Here is a 15,446-nt window from a genome sequence, read left to right on the forward strand (position 1 = left end):
AAACGACATGAAGATGCGTTGGCGACTGCCGCCGCCGCGCCGCGGCCATACTCTTTGGCATGACCAACACGGACACCGTTCTGGGAACCTGGCTGATCAGCGTGCTCGAGCAGTTCGAGGCGCAGAACATCCCCATGCGCCTGCTGGCGGATGCCCAGTGGTTGAAAGAGGTCACCGAGCGCAACCCCACGCGGCCGTTGAAAATGGTGGCTGTCCGTCGGCTGTGGCATCAGGCCATGAAGGTCGGCGGCTCGCCGCTGCTAGGCCTGCGCGTGGGGCTCAATCTTCCGCTGCAGGCCATGAACGTGTCGGCTTGGGTGGCCATTCACAGCCCCGACCTGCGGCACAGCCTCATCAATGCGGTGCGCTATCAGAGCCTGGTCAGCAACTCGGGCCGTTTCGACCTGATCGCGCGGCACGACGGCCTACGGCTGAACTACAACGTCAAGCCCAGCCCCGTGGTCATGCACGCAGCCCAGATCGACAGTGTGTTCGCGGGCACACTGCGGTTGCTGCGCCATTGCCGCACGCTCCAGCTTCGGCCGTCGGCCCTTGCATTGCCCGGCGCCACGCCGTCGGTGCGCCGCGACTACGAGCAGTTGCTGGACTGCGATGTGGGGGAGAGCGACGGTTGTCCGTACATGGACTTCTCATGCGCCGACCTCGACACCCCTTTCGCCGCGGCGGACCCTCACCTGCTGCAGATGGCATTGAGCCGCGCGCAAGACCTGCTTCATGCGCAAAGCCGCACCGAGTCGCTGGTGGACCATGTCCAGGCGGCCATCCTGTCGCACGGTCTCGCGGGCGCCGAATGCAGCGTGGTGGCCAACACGCTCTGCATGAGTGTGCGGACCCTGCAACGGCGGCTGGAGGTCCGCGGCACCAGCTACCGTCGGGTGCTCGAAGCCACGCGCATGGAAGAAGCAATTCGCCTGCTCGGCAGCCCTTCGCAATCGCTCGCCGACATCGCGGAGGCGCTCGGCTATGCGGACCTGAGCGCGATGTCGCACGCGGTGCGCGCGCACTGGGGTACCTCTCCGAGCAGCCTGCGCAAGGAGCTTGCGCTGGGCAACATGCCGGGGGCGCGGGCGTTCAACCTGCCGACAAAGATGCTCTAGCAAGCGGTTCCAGCGCCCGTTGACGCCGCCGGAATTTGAGGTTTGGCGTGGAGAAACAAGCGTTTGGCGGATCAAGCCAAAAGAAGGCGGCCAGTCGTCCCTAGCATGGGCTTGCATCACGTGATGCCTATCAGAGACAACCAATGAGCCTCACTTCCCACACCACCATCAATGTCAGCCCCAGACCGACGGGCTTTGGCGCCCGAGTCACCGGACTGGATCTGTCTCAGCCCATGTCGGGCGCCACACGCGCCGAGCTGAACGCGGCCTTCGCACGGCAGGCCGTGCTGTACTTTCCCGACCAGCCGCTGACCATCGAGCAGCTCGAAGCGTTCACGCTTCAGTTCGGCGAGTTCGGTGTCGACCCGTTCATCAAGCCACTCGAAGGCCATCCGCATGTGCTCGAGTTGCGTCGCACGGCTGAGGAGAAGGCCGTCAACTTCGGTGCCGCCTGGCATTCGGACTGGAGCTTCCAGGAGCAGCCGCCGGCTGCGACCATCCTCATCTCCAAGGTCACCCCGCCCGTGGGCGGCGACACGCTGTTCGCCGACTGCGCCCGCGCGTTCGACGCGTTGTCGCCGACGATGCAGAAGTGGTTGTGCAGCCTGACCGCCATTCATTCCGCAGCTCGACCGTACGGGCGAGCGGGCGTTTTCGCGAACGAGTCAGAGAGCCGCTCGATGAAGATCGTCACGGGGGTGGAGGCCGAGAAGACCTTCTGCCACCCCGTGGTTCGTACGCATCCCGTCTCGGGCCGTCAGGCGCTGTACGTCAGCCCGACATACACCTTGGGCATCGAAGGGCTGAGCCAAGCGGAGTCGGACAACGTCCTTGCGTTTCTCTATGCGCACGCGACGCAGGATGAGTACGTCTACGCCCACAAGTGGAGCCAGGACATGGTGACCATCTGGGACAACCGCTGCACCCTGCACAACGCCGGCGGCGGCTACGACGGGCATCTCAGGGTGATGCACAGAACGACCGTGGCGGGCGAGAGACCCGTCTGCGTCGCCGAGCGAACGTAGCCGAAAGAAGGTCGGCCGCATAACCATCGGATCGGCTCGTCGCCTTACCGGAACAGAGTATCGACGTAGGCCGCGCCAAGCCCCACCTTCTGATAGTGCGCCCGGGCCAACTCGATGTAATCGTGCACGTCGAAGTGCCCGACCGATTTGCCTGCCTCGTCCAGCCAGATGAGGGGGCCCTTCACGATGAAGAAGACCCTCATCGGTGCTGGATGGTGGTGCGCAACCAGCGTGTGACTCTCGCCAGGCGTCTCATAGACGAAGTCGCCAGCCTCGGCGGTCCACTCATGCTCCAGATAACTCCACTTGCCAGACAAGGTGAAGGCGAATACCTCGTGCGGATGGTAGTGGCGATTGATCACCCCTGGCCCTTCGGCGCGCAAGATATCGGCCCACTTGTTCTCACTGGGGGAAATCCAAAGAGGGCGAGATGAAACGGTCTCACTGATTGGAACGTAGAAGCGGCCGTCGTCGGTGGCTGCATTGGCGATATGCACCTCAGGCTTGGCATCGGGCTTGAAAACGTTCGCGATCGGCGCGATGTCCCGCCAAAACTCCTCGGGGAGGGAATGCTGCATCGTTGTCTCCGTTTGTGATGTGATGCAGGCAGTCTAGAGAGGCCCGCCAAGGCCCGTTATCGCTGGATGGACGAATTCTTTTCTCCATTTGGACATCCGTTCTGGTGTATTCCCACTCGCTGTCCGCGCCCACTGTGCGTAGCATCGGCGCATTCAGACGACCACGAGCCCAGCGATGAGTTCCATGCCAATCACGGTGCCCCAATGCAAAGTCTCCACCGACTTGGTGCCGCCGCATGAGCGAGTCGGCTTCTGGGAGGCCCACAATGCGTCCGAGCTGATCGGATTGCGATGCACCAGCTATGCCGGCGAGGGCCTGGAGGCCACGGAGCGGAATTTCGACCTGGGATCATTGCGAGTGGCCGACGTGGCCGGCAACGAGCACGTCATCGAAAGGACCCCTGCATTGTTGCGGCGCCATCCGAAGAATTCCGTCTTCATTGCCATGGTGGTCGAGGGCGAGGCGTTTTTCTACCAGAAGGGGCGCTGCATTACGGCGCAGGCCGGTGACGTGCTTGCGTACCGGACATCCGATCCTTACCTGTGCGGGTTTTCTCGCAGGGCTCGACAGTTCTTGGTTGATCTGCCGGCGCCGTTGCTGCTGGACGAAGACGCATCCATTCTGCCGACGGGGCCCACCAAGTTCGATTTCGCGCGGCAAGGTGGCCAGAGCTTTCGCGCTGAATTGGATCGAACCCTGCGCAACTTCATTGACCGGCCACTTGCCCGTGATGCTGCCAAGGCCGCCGAAAGGATCAGCGTTCTATGTCGGGCGCTTCTGACACAGTCTTCTGGGGTGGGCTGGAGTGGCGCTTCATCAGAGGTAGCGCGCCTATGTGCTGAAACCTACATCGCAGAACATCTTGCCGATGCCGGGCTCGATGCGGCAGCCGTCGCCAGACATGTCTGCCTGTCGCCGCGCCATCTGAATCGCCTGTTTGCAGGCAAAGGCTGCACCGTTACCGGATGGATCTGGCAATGTCGCCTCGAAACGGCTCAGCAAATGTTGGCCGACCCGGCACGGCGGCGCCTCACAGTGGGCGACGTTGCCTTCCAATGCGGATTTGCGTCGCCTGCGCACTTCTCCAGCGCGTTCAAAGCGAAATTCGGCCAGCCCCCCTCGCAACACCGCCGCGGCCATTGTCGATAGCCGCGGCGATGTAGGACGTGATGTTCGCCTTGACTACGAGACGCAGGCGTGGCGATTCGTCGATGCGTCGCGAACTGCCGACCGGTTAGCCTCTCTGCCAACCCTCCGTCGAGTGCCATAGCAATCCGCTCTCTCTCGACCCTGTGGATCCTGCCAATGTGCTTGTGCTGCGAGGCTCGGTCGCGCTCGCGCTGTGCCAGCCGTCGCGCAACAAGCTCGTCCAACCTGCATCGCGCGGGAGAAGACACGCGGGTGCTTATGCATCGGACACTCACTCAGCACGCTGCCCTAGACCTTATCCGTCGCGCACCGGCGTGCCGCGCCAACTTCGCCGATCGTCGCCCGCTGTGTCGAGGAACGCGTTGGGAACCGCGCGCCTCTCCCGACTCGGAAGCTGAAGACCGCACCGGGTACCGCATAGAAGGCGCCAGAGGCATTTTGCCGAGACGTAGGCGCGTTTGGTCTTGTCGGCGCATGGACCAAGCATCGATACCGCCTCGATGAGCTTGCATTTCGCTGCGACAACAAGCAGTCCTCGCTCCGGCGATGGCGTCGGGCAACGCCCAGCGCGGGGCCGGACGTCTGTTCCGGGTCATGGGGAGATCACGCCCATGCCTCTGCATGCTTCAACAACTTCTGCGCGGTATCGGGTGCCCGGTTCTTACGCGCACTGGACGCAACGCTATTTACGAATACAGTCGGACAATAATTGTCATACATATGACTTGTATTTTGGCTTGAGAACTCAAGATGGTGTGTAAAGAGAAATGCATCGCCGATGCCTTGCGTCGGATCGAGTGTCCGACTTTCCACTGGAAAGCCAAACCTCTTTGATCGTACAAGTGTTCTGCATCAGGGAAAACGTTAGGTCTGTGAAGGCCTGCGACGTGATCCAATTATATCGGTCAACTGACTTGTTTTATTCAATGAACCTCAAACCGCTGGTCGCCCGTCTAGAAGCTTGGTTGTTCAGCCGGCGCGCCTGGGTGCTGGTCGCTTTTGCCGTGTTCACTGCCGTGATGGCATGGTTCGCCCTGCAGTTGCATATGGAGGCCGGCTTCGAGAAGCAGATCCCTGTCGGTCACCCCTACGTCGAAACGCTCAACAAGTACCGCAATCAGCTGCCGGGCACAAATCGCCTCACTGTGGTGCTCAAGGCGCGCTCGGGCAGCATTTGGACCCGCGAGGCGCTGACCCGGATGTACGAGCTCACCCAGGCCGTCACCTTCCTGCCGAACGTCGACCGCGGCAGCGTCAAGTCGCTGTGGACGCCCAACAGCTTCGTAAACGAGATCACCGAAGAGGGCTTTCGTGCCGAGCCGCTGATCCCCGGCACGGTGACGGTCGACGCGCTCACGCCCGAGGTCATCTCCGGCATTCAGAACTCCACCAGCCAAGGCGGCTACGTCGGCGTGCTGGTCTCGCGCGATCAGACTGCGGCGATGGTGGTGGCCGAATTGATAGAGGCCAACGCCGACGGCACCAGGCTCGACTACGTCGCCTACAACAGGGTGCTCGAACAGCAGCTGCGCCAAAAATTTGAGGATGACCGGTTCGAGATCCAGATCATTGGCTTTGCCAAGCAGATCGGCGATATTGCCGAAGGTGGCAAGAGCGTCATCGAGTTCTTCGCCTTGGCGCTGGTACTGACACTGGGTGCAGTCTATTGGTACTGCCACTCATGGCGGCTGACCATCCTGCCGGTGATCTGCTCGCTGACCTCGCTGATCTGGCAGTTCGGTACCCTCAAGCTGATGGGTTACGGCCTCGACCCGCTGGGAGTGCTGGTGCCGTTCCTTGTGTTCGCCATTGGCGTGTCGCATGGTGTGCAGCAAATCAACTTCATTGTCCGCGGGTTGGCTCATGGCAAAACCACCATGCAGGCGTCGCGCGACAGCTTCACTGGCCTGTTGGTCCCTGGGGTGCTGGCTCTAGTGACGGCGCTCATCTCGTTCATTACCCTGCTGCTTATTCCCATACCCATGATCCGTGAGCTGGCCATCACGGCTTCGTTGGGGGTGGGCTATAAGGTCTTCACCAACTTGGTGATGCTGCCGGTTGCCGCGTCGTACTGCAATTTCTCTGACGACTACGCGCGCCGAGCGATGAGCAAGCGAGAGTCGCGCGTGCGCGTCATTCGCGTGCTGGCTGGCGTGGCGCAGTGGCGCAATGCGGTGGTGATCACTGTTCTCTCCTTCGCCATGCTGGCCGCGGCCGTATGGTTCAGCCGTGATCGCATCGTCGGCACCGTTCAGCCCGGTGCGCCCGAGCTGCGCGAAGACTCGCGCTTCAACCGCGATGCAGTGGCAATTGCTTCCAATTTCGACATGGGGCTGGATTGGCTGACCGTCGTCGTTGCGTCGCCACCGAACTCCTGCGCCAACGCCCAAGTCAGCCTCTATGTCGAGCGATTTGTCGCCACCATGGCCAGCAGTCCCGGTGTGACTGCGGCCGATTCATTTGTGGGCATGCTCAAGACCTACAGCCAGGGCTACAACGAGGGTTATCCCAAGATGTCGGTGGTGCCGATTGACTCGGTGAATCACGACGCGCTGGCTACCGAGATCGGCCGCGTGCGCGGCTACAACAACGCCGATTGCAGTATGACCTCGGTCACGTTGTACCTAAGCGATCACAAGGCGGTGACCATCGAGCGTCTGGTGCACGCGATCAAGCTGTTCGCCGTCCAGAACCAGCCGCCGGAGGGTGTGCAGCTGCTGTTGGCCGCCGGCAACGCCGGTGTGCTGGCCGCCACCAACGACGAACTCGAGCACAGCGAGATGCCGATGCTTCTGTACGTCTACGCCGCCATCGTCGGCCTGGTCCTGCTGGTCTACCGCGATCTGCGCGCGGCGGTGGCTTGCTGCTTCCCACTGACGGTTGGCACCTTCATCGGCTACTGGTTTATGAAGGAGGCTCAGATCGGCCTGACCGTGGCCACCCTGCCGGTCATGGTGCTGGCCGTGGGCATCGGCGTGGACTATGCGCTGTACATCTACAACCGGTTGCAGATGCATCTGGCCGATGGCGACCCCATCCATGTGGCCATGCAGCGGGCGCTGGAGTTCGAGGGAATTGCGACCATCTTCACAGCGCTGACGCTGGCGGTAGGTGTGTGCACCTGGGCCTTCTCCGACCTGAAGTTCCAGGCGGACATGGGCAAGCTCCTGGCATTCATGTTTCTTGTCAACCTCGTAATGGCCTTCACTGCGCTGCCAGCGCTGGCAGTGGTGCTGGAGCGCTTGGTGCCGCGCAAGGGCAAAGCCTACTCGCCCTCGATTCTGACCCATTGATCGACTAAGTCATGAAGCTGTTTACTTTCATCGCGGCGGTGGTACTCGCGTCGGGGGTCATCGCACCCTCCGTAGTTTGGAGCCAAGTCAACATCGACCCCGCAGCACTATTGCGTCCGGCGTCGGCGTCGGCCGCTCTTGCCGACACTGCCTACATGGCCGCCGCCCGTGTCGGTGATCGCATCGTCGCTGTCGGAGAGCGCGGCACCATCGCCCTTTCGGACGACGACGGCGAGCACTGGCGTCAAGCGAAGGCAGTGCCCGTCTCCGCGCTGCTGACCGACGTGAAATTCGTAGATTCGAAGACCGGCTGGGCCGTCGGGCACTGGGGCACGATTCTCAAGACTGTGGATGGCGGTGAAAACTGGACGTTGCAGCACAGTGACCCCAGCGTGGATCAGCCGTTCTTCTCCGTGGTCTTCAGCAATGCGTCTGAGGGTGTGACGGTGGGCCTGTGGTCAATGATGTTGCGCACGCAAGACGGTGGGACGACGTGGACGCGTGTTGAGCTGCCCGTGCCGCCCGGCGCCAAGCGCGCCGACCGCAACCTGTACTGCGTATTTGCCGGCGCCCCCGGTCATCTGTACATCGCCGCCGAGCGTGGCGCGGTGCTGCGCTCGACGGACAACGGCGCTAGCTGGGAGGCAATCGAGACAGGCTACCCCGGCAGCCTGTGGACCGGCATAGCGCTGAAGGATGGAGACCTATTGGTCGGTGGATTGCGCGGCTCGCTCTACCGCAGTAGCGACAGGGGCAGCACCTGGCGCGCGCTGAAGACAGGCACGACCAGCTCCATCACAGGGATCGTGCAGTTGCCCGACGGCACCGTGCAGGCGGTGGGGCTGGACGGCGTTTTGCTGACCGGTCGCGAAAACGGCGAGCGATTCGAAGTGCAGCAACGATCAGACCGTACCGCCTACACCGCTGCCGTTGCCACGGCGAAAGGCCATGGCATGTTCTTCACTATGCGGGGGCCAGCCGTGGCGACACGCTGAAGCTGGTCCCCGATCCATCGAACCCCTTGAAAGTCATGACATGGTTCCCGCAGATCACCTTTTGAATTTTTATATCGACGGCCACTGGGTGGCACCCGAAGCGGGTGGCAGCCAGCGCGAGATCATCAACCCGGCCACCGGCGACGTCTCCGGATGCCTAGCCTTCGGCACTACGGCCGACGTCAACAAAGCAGTGCAGGCTGCCGCACGAGCGTTCAACAAATATTCCGCTTGGCCGCAGTCGCAGCGCAATGAGTTGCTACAGGCCATCTGCGCAGAGTATCAACGCCGACTGGCAGAAATGGCTGAGGCGATCACCGCCGAGATGGGCGCGCCGTTGGAGACGTTGTCCCGACAGGTGCAGGCGCCAATAGGGTTGTGGCACTTCCAAACAGCACTGGCCATAGCTCGCGACTTTAACTTTGACCGGCTGCAGGGCACGACACGAATTCTGCGCGAGCCGGTGGGCGTGTGCGCGCTCATCACGCCGTGGAATTGGCCCGTCAATCAGATCGCTTGCAAACTGGCACCTGCACTGGCCGTGGGCTGCAGTGTCGTGCTGAAACCGAGCCAGAGCGCGCCTTACTCGGCGGCGTTAATGGCCGAGATACTGCATGACGCCGGCGTGCCTGCGGGCGTGTTCAACATGGTGCAAGGGGAAGGCGCCCGACTAGGTGAGGTGCTCGCCTCGCATCCGCAGATCGACATGGTGTCTCTGACCGGCTCCAATGCAGCAGGCGCCAGCATCGCCAAGGCGGCCGCCGATTCAGCCAAACGCGTTTCGCTGGAGCTCGGCGGCAAATCGGCCAACATCATCCTGCCGACGGCGGATCTGGAGAAGGCAGTTACCCACGGCGTGACCGCGATGATGGGTAACACGGGCCAGACATGCGTTGCGCCCTCGCGCATGCTCGTACCGCAAGCGCAGTTGGCCGAGGTGGAGGATCTTGCGAAGCGCGTCTGTGAATCGCTGGTCGTTGGCGACCCGCGGGCGCCCGACACTTTCATCGGCCCGATCGCCAATGAGCGCCAGTACCTGCGCGTGGTGGCCATGATCGAAACTGGTGTGACGGAAGGAGCGCACCTGGTTGCAGGCGGTACGGGAAAACCTGCCGGCTGCGAGCGCGGTTACTTCGTCAAGCCAACGGTCTTCAGTCGCGTGCACAACCAAATGACCATCGCGCGCGAGGAGATCTTCGGCCCTGTGCTGACGATCTTGCCTTACACCAGCGTTGACGAGGCGGTCGACATCGCCAACGACTCGCCCTATGGTCTCTCCGGTTACGTCTATGGCGGGACGCTTGAAGAGGCAGCCGTCGTCGCCCGACGGCTGCGCACCGGGATGGTCCACCTGAACGGCGCCAACGTCGACATCGCCGCGCCTTGGGGTGGTTACAAGCAGTCCGGCAATGGCCGCGAATGGGGTGAATGGGGCTTTGATGAGTTTCTGGAAACCAAGGCCGTGCTCGGCGCAGCTGGCGTCTGACGCGTCGAATCCCGTCATCTAGAGACCCCTATGACTCAATCAACCCTCCCCAATGCAGCGACGCTTGTCCCGTCACCCGGTAGCGTTGAAGCCGCTTCGCTCCCCCGCACACTTGGAACGCTCCGCCTGGCCGTGTTCGTCATCGCGGCCGTCGCGCCGCTCGCGGCCGTCATCGGTGTGCTACCGGTCGCGCTGGTCTTCGGCAGTGGCACCGCGCTGCCGCTTGCCTTCGTTGTTGCTACGGTGGTGACGGCGCTGTTTGCAGTGGGCTATTCTGCGATCAGCCGCGAGGTGGTGGTTGGCGGCGCGTTCTACGCATACATAGCGCGCGGCCTTGGATCTATCACCGGTCTGGGGGCGGCCTGCGTTGCCGTGGTGTCCTACACCATGTTCGTGCCGGGCGGACTGAGCTATCTGGGTTTCGTCATGCAGACCTCGGTCAATGACCTGCTCGGGTACAACCTGCATTGGTTGGTGTATTCGCTGGGGGCTTGGGCGCTCATCGGCTTTCTTGGCTTGCGGAAGGTTGACTTCAGTGCTCGTGCGGTGCTGGCCGTGATCCTCGTCGAATTCATCCTGCTGCTGATTTTTGACGCGACCATTGTTAAGCAGTTGGGGAGCACTGCCTTTCCTCTGCAGTCGCTGAATCTCAGCGGCCTGACGCAGGGTGCACCGGGTGTCGCGATCCTGCTCGCGTTCACCTGCTACTTCGGCATCGAGTCCGCCGCGCTGTATTCGGAAGAAGCGAAGTCGCCGCAGACGGCGGTGGCCCGGGCCACCTACCTCGCAATTTTCACCATCGGCATCTTCTATTTCGTCACATCGTGGATCACTGTCGGCGCCGTGGGGCCGGGCAACATCAAGGGCATTTCCGAGGCGGACGTCGGCCTTATCTATTTCAAACTGAGCGACAAGTTCGTCAACGGTACTTTTACCCACGTCATCCAGGCGGCGATCGTCACCAGTATGTTCGCCACCGTGCTGTCGCTGCACAACGTGGCTTCTCGCTATATGTTCGTGCTCGGCCGGCAAGGCTGCCTGCCCCGCGTACTAGGCCGCGCACACCCGGTCCATGGTTCGCCGTCTACGGCCAGCGCCGCCGTCTCGGGCATCTCACTCATCGTTGTATTGGGCGCCGCTTACCTTGGCCTGCACCCAATGCTCGGACTTGGGCTGATCGCTCTCGGCTTTGCCGCCGTCGGTGTGATGTTTTTGCAGGCGCTAACAAGCCTGTCCATTGTTTTCTATTTTCGACGTCATCCCCAGCGTAAGTTGTGGCAGCACGTGATTGCTCCAGTGCTGTCGTTTGTCGGGCTGGTGGGTGCGCTCGTTGTCGCCGTCCATAACTTCGAGTACCTCAGCGGTAGCCAGAACCCGGTGGTCAACGGGGTGCCGATCGGCATCCCAGTCGCGATGACGGTTGGCGTCCTGTTCGCGGTGTGGCTTCGCAGATACCGGCCGTCTCTGTTCGCGGCCATCCTAAAGAACTAGTCCTGAGCCCCTTGCCAAGTGCTTCAGGGCGTCCCCAGACGCTGCATTTTCCTCCACCACTTGTGAGACCACATGACTCTTCATCTCAAAGCACGCTTGGCTCTTCTGTCGTTGACGTGCGCCATTTCCTTCGGTGCGGCGGCACGCGACAACGAAACCAACAAGGTGTTGCCTGACCTTGCAAAGGAAATCCGCACGTTCTTCGCCGATCAGGATCAGGCCAATCGCAATGGCATGACAACCACCGAGCTGGCTAATCGTTTCTACGCCGAGGACGCAATCATCGCGGGCGAGGGCGAAGCAATGCCCAGGCGCGGGGTGAAGGGCGCCATTGTCGCCCTGGACGAATGGTTCGCCTATCTCGGCCCGGGCGGCAACAAAGGCTGCAACTTCGCTGTGCAAGACCCGATCGTTTCGTCGGGCAACATGGTTTCGGTGTTCGCGGTGCTGAGTTGCAAGCCCAACCCGCCTAAGACCAACAAGCAAGAGACGATTCGTCAGCTCTTTGTACTTAAGCGCACCTCCCAAGGCTGGCGTGTTGTGCAGGAGATGTGGCAGGCCGGCGCTTTCGGCAATTGATGGCCGCTACCCGCGAGAAACGATTGTCAGGCCGAATGCCCGCCGGCGCGCGTTGCCGGGGCGGGATTGGAGCGAGCTTTTTTGAGGAGTAGACGTATGTGGAAATCAAAGGCGACTATCGGTCGCATCTTATTCGCTGCCTGCGCGGGGCTTTCGGGCTTCTCGGCCCTGGCGCAGAGCACAGGATCAGCTGCTACTGATGACATGGCGCGAGCGCGCAAGCTGTACATGGTCTGCGCCGCCTGTCACACCAATGACGACAGCGGGCAGCATATGGCCGGCCCCAACCTCAAAGGGGTGCTCGGTCGGCCGATCGGCAAGGCGAAGGGCTTTGCGTACAGCGCGGCGCTGCGCAATGCAAAGGGCAACTGGACGCCCGAGCGTATGAACGCCTTTATCAAGTCCCCTGCCACCGAGTTGCCCGGGACCAACATGGCCTTTGCCGGCCTTTCAAAAGAAGAGGACAGGGCCGCCCTCGTCCGCTACCTGCAAAGCACCAAATGAGTGAAAACAACTTCAAACAACCGCTACCGGCCGCCGGGCCTGCCCTGAGTCGACGCAACATGCTACTCGGCGCAGCGGCCGCCGTGCCGGCTGCCGCGATGGCGGCTGGTCAGACCGCGAAGGCGATGCCCGATGCCCAGCGGGGTCGGCACAAATTCGACTACGACACTGTTGTCGTCGGCGCCGGTTTCGCCGGTGTGACCGCGGCGCGCGAGCTGGGCGCCGAGGGTTACCGCGTGCTGCTTCTGGAGGGGCGATCACGCCTCGGCGGTCGCACCTACCGCGGCCAGTTTGCCGGGGAGCAGGTCGAGTTCGGCGGCGCTTGGGTGCACTGGGTGCAGCCGCACATCTGGGCCGAGGTGCAGCGCTACGGCCACGGCGTAGAAGAGGAACTGGTCGCCCACCTGGACAAGGCCAGCGTGCTGATGGCCGACGGACGGTTGCAGGAGGTGCCGCCCGCGAAGCTTGAGGAGCTTGACCGAGAGGGAATGGACGCCTTCTGCGCTGGGGCCCGCGAGCTGTTCCCGAGGCCACACGATCCGTTCTTCAACCCGAAGGTGCGTCAACTCGAGAAGATCTCGGCACGTGCACACATCGACAAACTGCCGCTGAGCGACCTTCACAAGGCAATTCTCAATGCCGAGATGACGCTGTACGCCGCCGGGGCGACCGAGGAGTTCAGCTACGTCAGCTTCGTCAAGCTGTTCGCTTGTGCGTCCTGGGACTTTTACACCTTCAACGATGCGGACCGGCGCTACCGCATTGGCAAGGGCGGTACGTTGGGACTGCTGCAGTCCATGCTAAAGCACAGCCGTGCTGAAGTGCGGCTGGCCACGCCGGTGACCGCCATTCACCAAGCAACGGATCACGTGCGAGTGACCACCGACGCAGGCCAGAGTGTCACCGCTCGCTCGGTGGTCGTCACCGTGCCGACGAACACGTACAACCGCATTAAGTTCACGCCCGAGCTGTCAGCTCCCAAGCGCGCCTACATCGATCAGGGCGAAATGTCAGAAGGCGCAAAGGTCTTCGTGCAACTCAAGAAGAACCACGGCAACGTGTTTGCCTTCAGCGACGCGCCCAACCCGTTGACCGTGCTGCAGACAGTCGCCAACAACGACAAGGTGGGCTCGGTGCTTTCGCTCACCGTGGGCCGCCGCTCTCTGATCGACATCAACGACGCTGACACAGTAGAGAAGGAGGTGCGCAAGATCATTCCCGATGCACAGTTGATCGGTATCAGCAGCTACGACTGGGCGCGCGATCCATTCTCGATGGAGGCATGGGCATCGTATCGGGTTGGCCAGTTCAGCCTGGCACAGAATCTGGCCGAACCCGAGGGTCGGGTGGTCCTCGCCGGCGCAGCCACGGCTGCAGGCTGGCACGAGTACATCGACGGTGCAGTCGAAAGCGGCCTGCGAGCAGGCCGGCAGGTGCGTGAGCTGTTTGCGCGTGAGACGCGTTAGGTGTCTTGCGCGGCCGAGCCGAAAGGAACCGGCCAAACCTGAAGTCTCCACCCCTGAGCCCGATCTCTCTTTTGATTCAGTCGACTAACAGTAAGCGCTCAATAAACCACGCCCTTGCGCGTGGTGTTGGAACCGATACGCGCAGGGCAGCCTACGCGCCGCCGAGTTCGATGTTCCAGGGCAGCAGCGCCTCGTAGTCGTCGGCAGTCTGCGCCAGCGGCAGCTTCTTGAACAGCGCGACGAGGTAGCGGTAGGGCTCGACGTTGTTGGCCTTGGCGGTCTCGATGAGCGAATAAAGATTGGCACTGGCGTTAGCGCCGCCCACGGTGTCAGCGAACAACCATGACCGTCTTCCGACCACGAAGGGCCGGATCGCGTTCTCCACCGGGTTGGAGTCCAGCGGCCAAGCGCCGTTTTCCAGGAACCGCACGAGCTTGGGCCACTGCCCGTGCAGGTAGTGCAGTGCCTCGCCCAGCAGGCTCGACGGCGCAACACTGTGCAGGTGCGTCAGCAGCAGTCGCTCGATCTCGCGCACGACGGCGGCGCTGTAGCGCGAGCGCATCCGCAACCGACGCGCGGGCGCCCAGTCCCTGGCCAAGGCCTCCGCACGGTACAGCTTGCCAATCAGCCGCACGAACCGGGTCGCGAGCTGATCGGACGAGCGGGCTGCCTTCGGCACGGCCTCCTCGGCCTTGATGAACGGCCGACGCGCGTGAACCCAGCACCCGAGATGCGTGAGGCCGCCGGCCTTCGCGATGCCGTTGTAGACCTCGTAGCCGTCGGTGATGAGCGTGGTGCCTGGGCGGATGCCGGCATAAAGCTTCTCCGCGTGCACGGCACCACGTCCCGGCGCATAGGCGAACAGCCGTACCGGTGGGCCGGTGCCGTTCATTTGCGCCCACATAAAACTCTTCGTCTGTGCCTTGCGCCCAGGCTCCTTCAGTACCTGGACGTGGGTCTCGTCGCCGTAGATCAGATCCGAGTCCAGCAAGTGATCGCGCAGCAGGTTGATGACCGGCTGCACGGCCTGGCCGATGCGCACGATGCCAGCAGCCAGCGTGTTGCTCGCGATGTCGCCGCCGAAGCGGCGCAGCATTACGGCCGTGCGGTACAGCGGCATGCCGAACTGGTACTTGCCGGTGATAACCCAGGCCTGGGCCTGCTCGGTGAGAAGCCCGCGCGGGATGATGCGCGCCGGCGCGGGTGCGATCCTCAGGCTCTGATCGCAGCAGGGACAGGCGTACTTGACGCGGTGGTGCTGCAGCACACGCACCTGCTCGGGGATGACATCCATCTGCTCGCTGACCTCGGCGCCAATCTCCACCAGCGCGTGCCCGTCATGGGCGCACACACGCTCGGCCTCGGGCAGCTCGTGGCGCACGATCTCGCGCGGCAGCGCAGGGTCCAGCGGCTTGCGTCCACGCTTCTTGCGCTGGTGCCCGGCGACCGGCGTCGATTCCTCTTCGTCGATGTCTTCGACCTCGGCCTGCGGCGTCTGATCGGTGGGCGCGAGTGCCTCGGCCTCGTTGAGGAACAGGTCCTTCTGATCCGTGCCGCGTGCTTCGCTCTTGGCGGCGAAGAGCTGGCGCTGCAGCGCCTTCAACCGCTCCAGTGCGAGGTCCCGCTCGGTGGTCGCCACCCGAAGTGCGCCGGCCAGCGCATCGCGCTCGGCAATGAGCGCGGCGAGTTCTTCAGCGGTGATGGTGGCAGGGGCGGCTGGTGGCGACACGCCCGCTTGGATCGGTATGCGCCATCATTGTT

12 protein-coding genes are annotated in these 15,446 nt (G+C 62.6%); 10 read left to right on the forward strand and 2 right to left on the reverse strand.

The features are described 5' to 3' along the window. Nucleotides 1–59: 59 nt before the first annotated feature. A complete protein-coding gene (locus ACTJKQ_RS22435) occupies nucleotides 60–1,118 on the forward strand; it encodes an AraC family transcriptional regulator ligand-binding domain-containing protein (protein ID WP_440598114.1) in 1,059 nt (352 codons plus the stop codon). A 143-nt stretch (nucleotides 1,119–1,261) separates the two neighbouring features. Beyond that, nucleotides 1,262–2,143, forward strand: a complete 882-nt coding sequence (locus ACTJKQ_RS22440) for a TauD/TfdA dioxygenase family protein (RefSeq protein ID WP_440598115.1) — start codon at nucleotides 1,262–1,264, stop codon at nucleotides 2,141–2,143. Between the two features lie 44 nt (nucleotides 2,144–2,187). Here the strand turns inward: ACTJKQ_RS22440 and ACTJKQ_RS22445 are convergent, their stop codons facing one another. After that, entirely contained in the window at nucleotides 2,188–2,721 is a 534-nt protein-coding gene (locus tag ACTJKQ_RS22445) for a 2,4'-dihydroxyacetophenone dioxygenase family protein (RefSeq protein WP_440598116.1), read from the reverse strand. Between the two features lie 175 nt (nucleotides 2,722–2,896). Here ACTJKQ_RS22445 and ACTJKQ_RS22450 point away from each other — a divergent pair, with 175 nt between their 5' ends. From ACTJKQ_RS22450 to ACTJKQ_RS22485, 8 genes are all read left to right on the forward strand, one after another. Then, nucleotides 2,897–3,871, forward strand: a complete 975-nt coding sequence (locus tag ACTJKQ_RS22450) for an AraC family transcriptional regulator (protein ID WP_440598117.1) — start codon at nucleotides 2,897–2,899, stop codon at nucleotides 3,869–3,871. A 926-nt stretch (nucleotides 3,872–4,797) separates the two neighbouring features. Further along, nucleotides 4,798–7,164: an efflux RND transporter permease subunit gene (locus tag ACTJKQ_RS22455; protein ID WP_440598118.1), complete on the forward strand. Its 2,367-nt coding sequence runs from the start codon at nucleotides 4,798–4,800 to the stop codon at nucleotides 7,162–7,164. An 11-nt stretch (nucleotides 7,165–7,175) separates the two neighbouring features. Beyond that, nucleotides 7,176–8,159 (forward strand): WD40/YVTN/BNR-like repeat-containing protein, encoded by a 984-nt coding sequence (locus ACTJKQ_RS22460; RefSeq protein WP_440598119.1) that lies wholly within the window; start codon nucleotides 7,176–7,178, stop codon nucleotides 8,157–8,159. A 40-nt stretch (nucleotides 8,160–8,199) separates the two neighbouring features. Then, the gene (locus tag ACTJKQ_RS22465) at nucleotides 8,200–9,645 is read left to right on the forward strand and encodes an aldehyde dehydrogenase family protein (RefSeq protein ID WP_440598120.1); all 1,446 of its coding nucleotides are present in this window, start codon (nucleotides 8,200–8,202) and stop codon (nucleotides 9,643–9,645) included. A 30-nt stretch (nucleotides 9,646–9,675) separates the two neighbouring features. After that, nucleotides 9,676–11,136, forward strand: a complete 1,461-nt coding sequence (locus ACTJKQ_RS22470) for an APC family permease (protein ID WP_440598121.1) — start codon at nucleotides 9,676–9,678, stop codon at nucleotides 11,134–11,136. A gap of 72 nt (nucleotides 11,137–11,208) precedes the next feature. Next, complete coding sequence (locus ACTJKQ_RS22475; protein WP_440598122.1) at nucleotides 11,209–11,715, forward strand: hypothetical protein; 507 nt, start codon at nucleotides 11,209–11,211, stop codon at nucleotides 11,713–11,715. A 96-nt stretch (nucleotides 11,716–11,811) separates the two neighbouring features. Next, a complete protein-coding gene (locus ACTJKQ_RS22480) occupies nucleotides 11,812–12,219 on the forward strand; it encodes a c-type cytochrome (RefSeq protein WP_440598123.1) in 408 nt (135 codons plus the stop codon). Then, complete coding sequence (locus ACTJKQ_RS22485; protein ID WP_440598124.1) at nucleotides 12,216–13,685, forward strand: flavin monoamine oxidase family protein; 1,470 nt, start codon at nucleotides 12,216–12,218, stop codon at nucleotides 13,683–13,685. Before ACTJKQ_RS22480 ends, ACTJKQ_RS22485 begins: the two co-directional genes overlap by 4 nt. A 151-nt stretch (nucleotides 13,686–13,836) precedes the next feature. Here the strand turns inward: ACTJKQ_RS22485 and tnpC are convergent, their stop codons facing one another. Next, a complete protein-coding gene (gene tnpC, locus ACTJKQ_RS22490; RefSeq protein ID WP_440598167.1) occupies nucleotides 13,837–15,432 on the reverse strand; it encodes an IS66 family transposase in 1,596 nt (531 codons plus the stop codon). Nucleotides 15,433–15,446 lie beyond the last annotated feature (14 nt).

The sequence above is a fragment of the Acidovorax sp. 22279 genome (genome assembly GCF_052045435.1).
GTDB classification, from domain to species: domain Bacteria; phylum Pseudomonadota; class Gammaproteobacteria; order Burkholderiales; family Burkholderiaceae_C; genus Acidovorax; species Acidovorax delafieldii.

Bases quoted from the DNA above. Each gene is read 5' to 3' on its own strand.
- ACTJKQ_RS22460 (WP_440598119.1), top strand. From the start codon at position 7,176: ATGAAGCTGTTTACTTTCATCGCGGCGGTGGTACTCGCGTCGGGGGTC.
- ACTJKQ_RS22435 (WP_440598114.1), top strand. From the start codon at position 60: ATGACCAACACGGACACCGTTCTGGGAACCTGGCTGATCAGCGTGCTC.
- ACTJKQ_RS22455 (WP_440598118.1), top strand. From the start codon at position 4,798: ATGAACCTCAAACCGCTGGTCGCCCGTCTAGAAGCTTGGTTGTTCAGC.
- ACTJKQ_RS22450 (WP_440598117.1), top strand. From the start codon at position 2,897: ATGAGTTCCATGCCAATCACGGTGCCCCAATGCAAAGTCTCCACCGAC.
- ACTJKQ_RS22445 (WP_440598116.1), bottom strand. From the start codon at position 2,721: ATGCAGCATTCCCTCCCCGAGGAGTTTTGGCGGGACATCGCGCCGATC.
- ACTJKQ_RS22440 (WP_440598115.1), top strand. From the start codon at position 1,262: ATGAGCCTCACTTCCCACACCACCATCAATGTCAGCCCCAGACCGACG.
- ACTJKQ_RS22480 (WP_440598123.1), top strand. From the start codon at position 11,812: ATGTGGAAATCAAAGGCGACTATCGGTCGCATCTTATTCGCTGCCTGC.
- ACTJKQ_RS22475 (WP_440598122.1), top strand. From the start codon at position 11,209: ATGACTCTTCATCTCAAAGCACGCTTGGCTCTTCTGTCGTTGACGTGC.
- ACTJKQ_RS22465 (WP_440598120.1), top strand. From the start codon at position 8,200: ATGGTTCCCGCAGATCACCTTTTGAATTTTTATATCGACGGCCACTGG.
- ACTJKQ_RS22470 (WP_440598121.1), top strand. From the start codon at position 9,676: ATGACTCAATCAACCCTCCCCAATGCAGCGACGCTTGTCCCGTCACCC.
- ACTJKQ_RS22485 (WP_440598124.1), top strand. From the start codon at position 12,216: ATGAGTGAAAACAACTTCAAACAACCGCTACCGGCCGCCGGGCCTGCC.